Source organism: Veillonella criceti (assembly GCF_900460315.1).
Classification (GTDB): domain Bacteria; phylum Bacillota; class Negativicutes; order Veillonellales; family Veillonellaceae; genus Veillonella_A; species Veillonella_A criceti.
Genome location: NZ_UHIO01000001.1, coordinates 1,040,321 through 1,052,177, shown reverse-complemented (window position 1 = coordinate 1,052,177; position 11,857 = coordinate 1,040,321). Strand labels below are relative to the sequence as shown.

Annotated in this window: 12 protein-coding genes and 2 pseudogenes; 11 read left to right on the top strand and 3 right to left on the bottom strand. The window is 31.9% G+C overall.

Annotated features, from left to right (window positions below; genetic code table 11):
• Positions 1 to 3: 3 nt before the first annotated feature.
• From DYE54_RS04740 to DYE54_RS04720, 8 genes and pseudogenes are all read left to right on the top strand, one after another.
• Positions 4 to 873, top strand: coding sequence for a helix-turn-helix transcriptional regulator (locus DYE54_RS04740; RefSeq protein ID WP_172460562.1), 870 nt, complete (start codon positions 4 to 6; stop codon positions 871 to 873).
• Positions 870 to 1,058, top strand: a pseudogene (locus DYE54_RS10450) (type IIL restriction-modification enzyme MmeI); the annotation flags it as partial. The gene DYE54_RS04740 and the pseudogene DYE54_RS10450, both read left to right, overlap by 4 nt.
• Before the next feature lie 56 nt (positions 1,059 to 1,114).
• Positions 1,115 to 1,318, top strand: a complete 204-nt coding sequence (locus DYE54_RS10145) for a type IIL restriction-modification enzyme MmeI (protein WP_340148309.1) — start codon at positions 1,115 to 1,117, stop codon at positions 1,316 to 1,318.
• A gap of 199 nt (positions 1,319 to 1,517) precedes the next feature.
• Positions 1,518 to 2,132, top strand: coding sequence for a hypothetical protein (locus tag DYE54_RS04735; RefSeq protein WP_115310164.1), 615 nt, complete (start codon positions 1,518 to 1,520; stop codon positions 2,130 to 2,132).
• A gap of 61 nt (positions 2,133 to 2,193) precedes the next feature.
• Positions 2,194 to 2,733, top strand: coding sequence for a hypothetical protein (locus tag DYE54_RS04730; protein WP_115310163.1), 540 nt, complete (start codon positions 2,194 to 2,196; stop codon positions 2,731 to 2,733).
• A 541-nt stretch (positions 2,734 to 3,274) separates the two neighbouring features.
• Positions 3,275 to 3,764 (top strand): annotated as a pseudogene (locus tag DYE54_RS10445) (transposase); the annotation flags it as partial.
• Positions 3,765 to 3,951: 187 nt separating this feature from the next.
• Positions 3,952 to 4,566, top strand: coding sequence for a hypothetical protein (locus DYE54_RS04725; protein ID WP_115310162.1), 615 nt, complete (start codon positions 3,952 to 3,954; stop codon positions 4,564 to 4,566).
• Between the two features lie 57 nt (positions 4,567 to 4,623).
• Positions 4,624 to 5,199, top strand: a complete 576-nt coding sequence (locus DYE54_RS04720) for a hypothetical protein (protein ID WP_115310161.1) — start codon at positions 4,624 to 4,626, stop codon at positions 5,197 to 5,199.
• Between the two features lie 46 nt (positions 5,200 to 5,245).
• Here the strand turns inward: DYE54_RS04720 and DYE54_RS04715 are convergent, their stop codons facing one another.
• A complete protein-coding gene (locus DYE54_RS04715; RefSeq protein WP_147285260.1) occupies positions 5,246 to 5,827 on the bottom strand; it encodes a hypothetical protein in 582 nt (193 codons plus the stop codon).
• 642 nt (positions 5,828 to 6,469) lie between these two features.
• Between DYE54_RS04715 and DYE54_RS04710 the strand changes: the two genes are divergently transcribed.
• Positions 6,470 to 7,390 carry a M48 family metalloprotease gene (locus DYE54_RS04710; protein ID WP_115310159.1) on the top strand — a complete coding sequence of 307 codons (921 nt, stop codon included), beginning with the start codon at positions 6,470 to 6,472 and terminating at the stop codon, positions 7,388 to 7,390.
• A 240-nt stretch (positions 7,391 to 7,630) separates the two neighbouring features.
• On the opposite strand, the gene DYE54_RS04705 is transcribed toward DYE54_RS04710, so the two are convergent.
• Entirely contained in the window at positions 7,631 to 8,314 is a 684-nt protein-coding gene (locus DYE54_RS04705) for a LysE family translocator (protein ID WP_115310158.1), read from the bottom strand.
• Positions 8,315 to 8,510: 196 nt separating this feature from the next.
• Here DYE54_RS04705 and DYE54_RS04700 point away from each other — a divergent pair, with 196 nt between their 5' ends.
• Complete coding sequence (locus DYE54_RS04700) at positions 8,511 to 9,746, top strand: M20 metallopeptidase family protein (RefSeq protein WP_245935692.1); 1,236 nt, start codon at positions 8,511 to 8,513, stop codon at positions 9,744 to 9,746.
• 113 nt (positions 9,747 to 9,859) lie between these two features.
• Here DYE54_RS04700 and DYE54_RS04695 read toward each other — a convergent pair whose 3' ends face one another.
• A complete protein-coding gene (locus DYE54_RS04695) occupies positions 9,860 to 10,804 on the bottom strand; it encodes a YihY/virulence factor BrkB family protein (RefSeq protein WP_115310157.1) in 945 nt (314 codons plus the stop codon).
• 304 nt (positions 10,805 to 11,108) lie between these two features.
• Between DYE54_RS04695 and DYE54_RS04690 the strand changes: the two genes are divergently transcribed.
• Positions 11,109 to 11,783 (top strand): helix-turn-helix transcriptional regulator, encoded by a 675-nt coding sequence (locus DYE54_RS04690; protein ID WP_115310156.1) that lies wholly within the window; start codon positions 11,109 to 11,111, stop codon positions 11,781 to 11,783.
• The last annotated feature ends 74 nt before the right edge of the window (positions 11,784 to 11,857 follow it).

The window sequence follows — 11,857 nt, the reverse complement described above, 5'->3', positions numbered from 1 at the left end:
GTTATGGATACCAGATTTAGTGATAATTTAAAATACATAAGAGACCTTTATAATTTAAAACAAGGCGATTTCGCTAAAGTTTTAGGAATTACTAAAGCTCAAGTATCTGCTTATGAAAGAGAAATTTCAAAACCTAATTTAGATTTAGTATTAAATATTGCTAGCAAGCTAAATTGCTCCATCGAACAATTAACAGAGTTGCCTTTAAGTACTTTGTTTTATACAGAATGGGTACTTAAAGGCACTCCTCATACACTACAATATATTTTTTCAGAAAAAAATATCGAAGAGTTTGAAGCATTGGCAGGACTCGTAATAATTTCATTTAACCAAGTAATGAATACGGGAGTTATCCCCGAAGTACCAGAGGTAGCAACTAATTTTCTATTGTTAAATTCAAAATACGGTGGAATTATTTCTCACCATTTTGAAAAAATATTTAATAAAATTCCTGTTCTTAACAAGAATGATATTTTAGGAAGGCAAGAACAGCCTGGCGATTTAACTCTAGTATTAGAAGGTTATCCGCTTCTTGTTGAATTATATCAACAATTAAATCATGCTTCATGGTTAGGGCAAGCAAAATCATGGCCTACAACTGGAAAAAATATATTGGCATTAAAATTAGATAATGATAGAATTATCAGACTATATATTTCTCCGTTAGCTTATGGCTGTAAATTGTATGCATGTTACGATCCATTTTTAGAATCACAAATAAAAATATGGCTAAGTTTAGATATAAATGAGAGACAATCTATTAGTCAACAATATTACTTAAATTTTTATGAATCGCTAAATGAGCATAAACAACAAGTAGAGTTAGAAATAAAAAAACAGCGGGAGCATTTAAAAAAACTCTTATCTGAATAAACTTTACTATTGGATACTTAACTCCTAATACTATCATTAGTAACGGAGCATCGTTTATTCCTAATGCATCACTTTTTCATTTTGGCATTATGCTTTCTAATGTTCATATGGCTTGAATGAGAGTTGTTGTAGGAAGAATGGGAACTAGCTATAGATATTCTATTCAAATAGTTTACAATAATTTCCCATGGCCTAAGTTTAATTCATCTGTTTATGAAAAAATAAAAACAACGGCAAAAAAATACTTGAAGTTAGAGAGAAGTATACAGACTCTACTCTTGCTGATTTATATGATGATAATATTATGCCAGTTGATTTGCGTAAAGCCCATCAAGAAAATAATAAAGCAGTAATGGAAGCATATGGGTGGAATTGGAGAGAGCTATCAGAAACAGAGTGTATTATAGAGCTAATGAAATTATATAGAAATTATATAAAACAATAAAAATTTAAATTTCTTATAAACGTTTTTCTCTTTTTAGAAAATAAAAAAACACTTTTTGTAAGATAAATTTCAACTTTACAAAAGGTGTTTTTTTCGCTATCTTAAAGATGAGATGAATTTGGTATCACCTTAAACATATAACTTTTAACAATCAGTTTTATATCTAAGGAGCAAAGGTAATTATAAAAGGGGGAATTACATGAAGCTGTTTATAAGAATTATAGTCATGTTCATTTGTTTATTGTCTTTATATACTCCAGCCAATGCAGCCTTTGAATCTATGGGCTCTAAAACCTTTATGAGATTTGATTATCCAGTTAAAGAGGCACCTGGCAATCTAAAATCTATGGATGGATCTATAGATGCTTCTTTTATTGGACAAACCTTAACTATAAAGATTAATAACAGACAAGTTTTACAAAGAATATTCCCAACTTTTAAACATGGAATGGTAACTATAGCATCTTACTATGATACTGTTACACAAAAGAATTTTTATGATATTTTTCTTTATTTACAAAATACAGACAATCGTGACAATTTATATGTAACGCTTGTAGGATTTGATGCAAAAGAAAATCGTCTTGTAGATTATATCAATTTATATGACTTCAAAGACCCATTTGGTGCTACTGCACCTGGATTTGCAGGCATAGAGATTAATTCACTTAATCCTAATCAATTGATGTTGTTTTTAAATGATTCGAAAACTAATCAAGATTATAGGTATTACTTAGAATGGAATGTCAAAAAGCAAAAATTTGACGTAGTTCAAGAAGGTTATTTTGCTATAGACAGAACTGATCGCAGTTAAATCAATTACTATTTTAATAATTTAAAAACTTTCAATGTATTTAAGAAATGGGGTTAGTGTTATGACGAAACTATCTAAATTAATTCTAATGGTTATTATGTCTGTATTAGTGCTGGCTATAGCAGGTTGTGGCTCTTCTGAAAGTGATAACTTTACAGGAAAATGGATAACAAAGAATCCTAAAACAAATGTAACGGTATTAGATATTCAACCTAAAAAAGACAAACAAATGGTTATTAAATCTGATGTTTACTCCTATCAAGATAAAATTAGTAAAGAATCAAGACAAAGATTTTCTAATGATATTCACATTGAATATTTAAACACATTAATTAAAAACTCAAAAAATGAAGAAGGTCATATTAATAAGAATAAATTAATTACTGAAGAAGCAACTTATGTATATAATGAAGAAGAAAAAACAATTACAATTGATAATGTAGTTTATACAAAATATACCGATGATAAAGAATTTAATAACAAACTACAAGATTTACGACCATTAAAAGAACAAGAAATTAAAGATAGAACAAAGAATGATAATATGTTTACACACTATTATGATAAATTTGACTATGATGACAGTGTTTTAAATAAATAGATAAATATTAAACGGTCTACAATATTTTAAAGTAGGCCGTTTTAATTTTGCTAAATGAGAATATCTATAGTTAATATTTTATGTATTTATCTTTATAAAAATATGATTAGGTACTTAAAATTTTGATAAATTATAAAGCATTGTATGTCAATTTGTCGGCCATTATCTACTGAAAGTCTAAATTTTTTTTAGAAGAAATAGATTTAAGAGTTATATTGAAAATAAATAGAAATAAAACTTTCCTCATATAATGGGGATTTTTAGATATAATTATATTAATGTTTACTAGGAGTTTTTAGAAATTACAACTCCGGAACCGGGTGCGCAGGTTCGAATCCTGCTAGGCGCACCACTGATGTTTATTGGTTTTTTAAAAATAAAATATTAGAAAAAACAGGTTTGTCAGCCAGTTTTAAAAAAAAGGTAGAAAATAAGTGTTCATTTTCTACCTTTTTGTTATAAGGTTAATTGTACAATGAAATTAAACATATAATAAATAATCCATAGTGAGTACCGATTGTGTTATGATTAAGGTGTCTAATCTAAATCTTGTACTGTTAAAGCATTAGGTCGTTCTAGAACAACAATTAATGCTGAAATTAAGTGTGGCACAGTGGTTCAATTCAAGCAAGGAAATGTGTATTAATGTATTTGTCTGATTATGGACAACATCAATACGAAGTGTCTAGAAGAGGACCTTTTAATACGCTAAAAGCAGGGGCGATTGAACCATTTTTTCATGGATTGAGGCAAAATTTTTTGAAGATAAATGGTTTATAGCTACTGCCGTCGGTTATGCATTGCGTAAGTGTTTGTTTGTACGTAATGAAATGGTACCTACAAAAACTTTATATAACTATGTATATCAAAGTGTATTGCGAATTACTCCATTAGATTTACCTCTTATGCTGAGTAGATCAACTAGTAAAGCTAAAATATTTAAGCATAAGAAATACTTGGGAAAATCTATAGATTTACGGGATAAGTCAATTTTAACTCGCGAAGAGTTTGGTCATTGGGAGTTAAACAGTTAGTAACTTTGAAGGGTGTTCAATTTCATATTGCAATTTAAGAATTTTTGTGAAAGCAAAAAAGCTTTACAAAAGGTGTTTTTTTCGTTATCTTAAAGACAAGATGAATTTTATGTTTTGTTGAATAGATAATTTGGGATAATGAATTGTAGTTAAGAGTGTAAAAGTAGTTAAAAGGGGGAATTATATGAATGTATTTTATAAGTTTATAGTGATGTTTATGTGTTTACTTTCGATATATATTCCAGTAAATGCAGCTTTTGAATATAATGGGTCTAAAACTTTTATGCGGTTTAATTATCCTGTTAAAGAGGAGACTGGGAATTTAAAGTCTATTGATGGTGTTATAGATGTATCTTTTATTGGGAAAGTATTAACTATAAAGATTAATGACAACAAAGTTTTACAAAGAATATTTCCGACTTTTAAGTATGGGATGTTAACAATTACTTCATTTTATGATAATGTGGCACAAAAAAATTTTTATAAAATTTTATTGTATTTACAAAATACAAATGATAGAGATAATTTATATCTATCACTTGTAGGATTTGATAAGAATAAAACTCGTTTGATAGATTATATTAATTTATATGATTTTAAGGATCCATTTGGTGCCACTGAAGCGGGATATGCTGATATAGAGATTAATCCATTAAATTCTAATCAATTAAATCTATTTTTAAATGATTTTAAAAGTAATCAAGATTATAGATATTATTTAGAATGGAATCCGAAGAAACAAAAATTTGATTTAGTAACAGAAGGTTATGTAGCTAGAGATAGGATATATCATCATTAAGGGAGTAATTTATTTATATAAAACCTATTTAAGTCGATAACGAAAGGACGTGTTAGTATGAAAACAATGATTAAATATGCAGTATTGGCAATTATGGCAGTAGCTATGGTAGTATTAGCTGGTTGTGGGGCAGAACCAGAAGATAAGATTGTAGGACAATGGATTAAAGAAGAAGTCGATCTTAATGGGGTTCGTTGGATTGATATTAAGAAAGATAAAGACAATCAATATATTATTTCCTATCATTCATTTGGCTATGAAACAAAACAAACTAAAAATGATGAGCAGCCATTAGGAACTTTTCATCTTGAATTCCATAACACGTTAAATGAATGGAAAGGAGATAATAAAGCAGTTTTTAATAATAATGCATTAAGAGATTTACAAAGTCATGACAAAGAGGTATATACATATAATGAAAAACAAGATACCTTAGTAACAGAAGAAAAATCGTGGGCCAAAAGCTATACCTATAAACGATTTACAGATAAAGAAGAATTAAAGAAAAAAATTGATGAATTAAAAACGGTAAAAGAAGATGAAATTAAAAATAGAACAAAAGAAGCAACTATGTTTGAATATAAATATGATAATTTTACCTATGATGATAGTGTGTTAACTACGAATAAATAAAAATAAGAGATAAGCCTACTTGCTATAAGCAAGTAGGCTTATTTGCTTATAGATCAGGGAATCCATATGGTTTAGTTTGAATGGGTAAGGATTTTTTTAACACATCATCATATGGTGTAGGATGATAAGGATCCATAGCGCCTAAATTTTGTTTATTAATTGCTACTTCTTCATCAAATTTTTCTTCTTGATGGGCTAATTGTTCTTTTTCAATACGATGTATTAAATCAGCTCCCTTTTGTTTTAAAGACTCATATTGTTGTAATCCATTAATACTTTCAATAGCATGTAGTTTTTGTTGTTCACCACGAATACTATCTGTTTCTGTAGATAAAATTGTAGATACAGATAACTGATGAGAATTTAAATTTGAAAGAACCTGTTGGTTCACATTCAATACATTTACGTTTAACTCTTGTGTTTCGTTAAAAATATTTGTTTTAAATTCACCAGTATCTTCTAAGGATTCAATCCCTAATTTAGTATTACCACCAAATGAAGGCAATTCATCAATTTTTAAAGATAATAAATCATCTAAATTAATGGTTTTCATAAGACCAGTAACAGCAATTTTTTCATTAGTAACTTCTAAGGCTTTTGAAATGGCTGACGTCAAACTGATTTCCATCCCCATGCATAGCTTGTGCTGATAGGTATACAAGTAAGGCTACCTATCATTAAGGCACAGATAATTTAGCGATATTAATTTAAAAAATTATATATATAAATGAGAATTGCTTCGTTAAATTCATAATGATTTATAGCTTTTCGTTTCTATTCGTATATTATAATAAAAGTTATAAATTTTGAGAAAGTGTAGGTCAATTTGTCAGCCATTATCTACTGAAAGTCTAATTTTTTTTTAGAAAAAATAGATTTAAGAGTTATATTGAAAATAAATAGAAATAAAACTTTCCTCATATAATGGGGATTTTTAGATATAATTATATTAATGTTTACTAGGAGTTTTTAGAAATTACAACTCCGGAACCGGGTGCGCAGGTTCGAATCCTGCTAGGCGCACCACTGATGTTTATTGGTTTTTTAGAAAAAGCAGAATAAAAAATGTTGGCGAGGAAGCCAATTTGTATGTCAATTATTTGAGAAAACATAAATTTTAATCATATGTATAAGCTGTAATGAGGCCTGTCAGTTTGACGGCCTTCATTACAGCTTTTATAGTATAGAATAAAATCAATAATAAATACTTAATCAAGTATTGAGAAAGGAGTATACTATAACTATATATTAGTTAAGGAGCAAAGAAATCATGGGAATTCTACTTGTTGTTTTAACGGCCTTTGCTTATGGGTTCGTGGCATCTATTGTACTACATTTTATCAATAATATATTGGTTGTATTTGGCATTCGAAATGTACTAGATCAACCTTTTATTCTGGAATTTTTACGAGCGTTTAACTTACCGGAGCATAGTTTCGCTATTGCCTGTGTTTGGGTTGGTTTATTATTTGTAAGTTTTATTATTTTATATCAATTACCACCTGTACAAAGTTTGCATCTTTCTTTTACGGGAATCACTAAACCACAAGGAGAGTTAGGTGAATATTTAGTTGCTTGTTGGCAGGACGTGTGCCAGCGGGCGGGTGTTAATCCTCAAAAGTATCGTTTGTATGTTGGCCAAAGTGGTGAAGTTAATGCGTTTGCTATGGGCCATGATCGTGTCGTGGTTTATGCAGGTTTATTAGCTGAAATGGAGCCAGCCGAGTTAAAAGGTGTACTAGCGCATGAGTTAAGCCATTTAGTTCATCGAGATACGACATATGGTATGACATCGTTTGCGATTGGTTCTGCCTATAATTTAGTACTTCGCGTATTTAGCTTTATTATTAGGCTTATTGTGTTTGTTCATAATATCATTCGATTTATTCCTTTTATCAATATTTTGTCATTTTTCTTTACTTTAATTATATTAGCTTTAAATTTTATTGTTCGAATTATGAATTCAGCCGTTAATACAGCCTTCGTATTATTAAGTCCTTTTGGCTCACGTATTGCGGAATATCGAGCTGATCGGTATGCGCATGAATTAGGGCTAGGTATGGAATTAGCCTCTGCATTGGCGAAATTAAGTCGTTATGGCGATACGCATGGCTTTATTAATCAGTTATTTAGTGATCATCCACCATTGTATAAGCGAGTAGCAAAGTTGCAACAGCTAGCGAATAAATAAAAAAAGTAGAAATTGATAAGTGATGGAGATCTTCGAATTTTAGCGGACATTGTAACTTGGGTTAAATAATACAAAAGGATGTAACTGTTACATGAGGATATTCATGTAAGGTTACATCCTTTTATTTATAGACATCTTTCTCTAAAGTACACTAGTTTGAATATAATCTGAGAGTGCTATACGATTAACTCCCTAGAAGAGCATCCTGTAATATAATTGTAATACAGGTGGTATAGTTTGTTAAAAGAATAACAACAAGCCACCAATACCTAAAAGGACTATACCTTGCACACGATTTAATATGCGTTGCGATTTTGGTCCTTGGTGTAAAAAGCCCCGTAATTTACCAGCACAAAGAGCAATAAGGCTGAATAAAATAAAGGCTTGCAAGCTAAAAGTGGCCCCTAAGAAAGCAATGGCAAGGCTTGGATTTTCACTATTAGGACTTACAAATTGAGGTAAGAAGGCTAAAAAGAATAGCAATACTTTAGGATTTAATATATTCATAATTAAGCCTTTACGATAAATGGCAAGACCTGTTTCAGAGGAAGTTTTAACAGATACAGATACTCTTTCAGTAGAAGAAGTTTCAGTAGATATAGTTTTATCCGTTGTAACTACAGTAGAACTTGTTTCATTTACTTTCGCTGTAAAAGCCCCATAAGCAAGATAAAATAGATAGGCTGCGCCTACATATTTTAAGGTAGCGAAGGCCATAGGTGAACTTTTGACTAAGGCAGCTACACCTAGAATGACTAGGGTAGTGTGAAAAATGATGCCTGACGCAAGACCACCTGCTAAGATAATGCCGTTTTTGGCCCCATCAGTAATACTTTTAGCTAATAAATATAAATTGTCTGGTCCAGGTGCCAAGGTGAGTAGAATGGATGAGATTAAAAAATATGGAAATAAGGTAGTATCCATGGGCGTCACGTCCTTTATTGGTTGGATGAATATATTGGTTAGAAGTTTTTATAAAGTGACTATTTAGTATATCGTTTAGTATATCACAAAAAAGCGTAAGTATCTGAAAATTATATCATAGTGTTTAGGTAGGAAAAACTTGACAAGGAGACTCAATTATTCTACTATGAGAACCAAAGAGATTGGAGGACAACATATGGAATCAACAACAGTTACGAATACAAATAGTACAGCAATGAATACAATAGAAGCCGTTAAACGATTGCAAAAGGAATACGAAGGTGATATTATTGCTTGGCGTCGTCATTTGCATCAATATCCAGAAGTAAGTTTTGAGGAACAAGCAACGACTCAATATTTAGCTGGTGAATTGGATAAATTAGGGATTCCCTATGAAATTAATACTGAAAAGAATACAGGTATTGTGGCGTGGATTGAGGGCGCAAAGCCAGGTAAGACGATTATGTTGCGCGCTGATATTGATGCTCTTAATGTAACGGAACAAACCGGTCATGAGTTTGCCTCTAAACATGAAGGAAAAATGCATGCCTGTGGTCATGATGCGCATATGGCCATTCTTTTAGGGGCCGCTAAGATGTTAAAAACTTTGCAGCAGGATATTGAAGGGAAAGTATTTCTTGTATTCCAGCCAGCGGAAGAAAGCGCTGAAGGCGCTAAATACATGAAAGAATTTGGTACATGGTTTGCTGAAACAGATAGTGTATTTGGTGGACATATTTGGATTGACTTGCCTGCCGGGCAGATTTCTGTAGAAGCAGGAGAACGAATGGCCGCGTCGCTTGAGCTAGGCATTGAAATTGAAGGGCAAGCTGGTCATGGTGCACAACCGCATTTGACAGTGGATGCCACAGTAGTAGCAGCGGCTATTATTATGAATTTGCAGACATTAGTATCACGGCATTTTAATCCCCTTGAGTCCGTGGTTGTGACGATTGGTAAAGTAACCAGTGGTGATCGTTATAATGTAATTTCAGGACATGCGAAGTTAGAAGGTACGGCGCGCTATTTCAAACATTCCATTGGTGATGAATTGAAAAAGGCTATGACTCAGATGGCGGAAGAAACGGCTAAAGGTTATGGTGCCACAGCTAATGTAACATTTAGACAGATGGTGCCACCAACAATTAATGAGCCAGCGTCTTCAGACCTTGCTAAGCGTGTAGGGGCTGAGTTAATTGGAGAAGACAATGTAGTATTGATGGAAAAAACAATGGCTGGTGAAGATTTTGCTTACTATTTAGAAGAAAAACCAGGTTGTTTTGCTTTCTTTGGTATTGCGAATCCTGAACTTGATGCCGTTCATTCCCATCATAGTAATTTCTTTAAGATTGATGAATCAGCATTAGCTATTGGCTCTGCTATGTATACGCAATATGCGTTACAGTGGCTCAAGGAACATAATGATAAATAAGAAAATATTAGATAAGTAAATAGTGATAAACAATAATAAAAAAGCCTTAGCTGACTTGATGTCATGCTAAGGCTTTTTGTGTTAACAAGTAGAGTATTCTTTTGGGGAAAATTTTATGATTGTAATTTTTCTTGTATTCGTTTTTCGTTAGCTTTCTTTTCTTTTTCCCGCTTTTCTTTTTTTGCTTGTTTGACTTCACTAATTTGAGCTTTAATGGCATCTGTTTCGAGTTTTTCATCAAGGTCGCGATTACGAATGATTTCAGCACTTAGTAAAATGGTTTGGACTGATAAGTTAATCCAAACGAAGAGAATCATAATACCAACTAATGGACCATATGTTGAGGAGCCACCAGCAAAATTTGTAATGTAGAAGCGATAACCTATTGTGAGAAGTAGCCAAAGAATAGTAGCTAATAGGCCACCCGCAAAGGAACGTTTCCAACTAATAATTTTGCCTGTTTCATGGCGTGGTGCATAGTGATAAAACAGAGTTAGCGAAATAATAAAGGAAACGAGTGGCAATAAGGTAGTAAAAGCCCCTGCTAAGCGGATGACTTCTTTAGGAATACCAAAGAAGTTACCAAAGAGTTGTAAAAAGGATTGCCCATATACGGATAACACAAGGCCCAAGAAACCGGTGATAGCACCAATAAAAGTAAAGAATAAGGCTTTGCTATACATTTTAATAATACTTTCCTTAATATGATCAAGGCTAAGCATTGTATTGAGAGCGTTGATTAAGGATCTTGTACTGGCCGATAAGGTCCAAAATGCAGTGATAATACCGACTGAAAATAAGGTCGTGCTTTGGTTTTCTGTTAAATCTTCAATCAAACTAGTTAAGGTATGTTGTGATTCAGGTGGTAACAAAGCCACTAATTGATTAAGGACATCTGTATTATGATTAAGAAATACAGTAATACCGGTTAATGCAATAATTAAAAACGGTACAATCGATAAAATAATGTAATAGGTTGTTTCGGCTGATAAGCGTGAAATATTATGGTCGCTATAGTCGTTTATAATCATTTTAATCCAATCAATAACAGACTTCATAGTCGATAACTCCTTAGTAATATTAAAATACTATCGTTTCACTTCTTTATAGCATAATTTACAATTTTTGTAAAAATAAAAGTACTAACAACTTGAAAAAACTAATACACAAGCATATTTATAAATTTTTCTTATTATTTAATTTTTGAATATTGCTATTTAGTAATACTTATGATACTATTAAATCATAGAAACAAAACAATTTGTTAGGCTGACAAAAAAATAGTTAGGCTGACAAAGCTGGAGAATGAAAGAGATGGCTTGTGTAACAAAGTGTTTACACAGTAAAGTGAGGCGAGCGAACATGAAAAATGATTTAGCGGTACTGAAACAGATTGCTCATGGGTTAGCTCAGCAGTTTGGTGAAACCTGTGAAGTAGTGATTCATGATGTAAGAACTCCTGAAATGGAGGGGACAGTGGTTTGTATAGAAAATGGCAAAGTTTCTAACCGTAAACTTGGCGATGGGCCTTCGCATGTTGTATTAGAGGCCCTTAAAAATGGGGGAAAAGATGTAGCTGATCGATATGGCTATTTGACACGGACTAAGGATGGTCGTGTATTTAGGTCAAGTACGATGTATATGCGTGATGAAAATGGGGACATTATGTATGTTTTTGGCATTAATTCAGATATTACTAATTTGATGCATTTACAACAAATTGTTAATCAAGTTGCTGATAATGCAGGCGTTCCTAATCTTACGCATGATACTAAAGCTTCCGCTGGAGCAGAACGGATTACGACCAGTGTAGCTGACTTATTAGATGATTTAATTGAACAAGCCGTACAGCAAGTTGGCAAACCAGCGCAGTTGATGAATAAAGCAGAACGGATTGAAGCGTTGAAATTTTTAAATGATTCAGGGGCTTTTTTGATTTCCAAAGCAGCCGATAAGATTGGTGAATATTTTGGTATTTCTCGTTTTACCTTATACAGTGACTTAAATATGATTAAAGATAAAGAAAAGGAGCAATAAGGTAATTATGGGAGTGATAATTTGAACGACACATTCTAAAGGCATTAGGCAACAAACGTATAGGCTAATCGGGT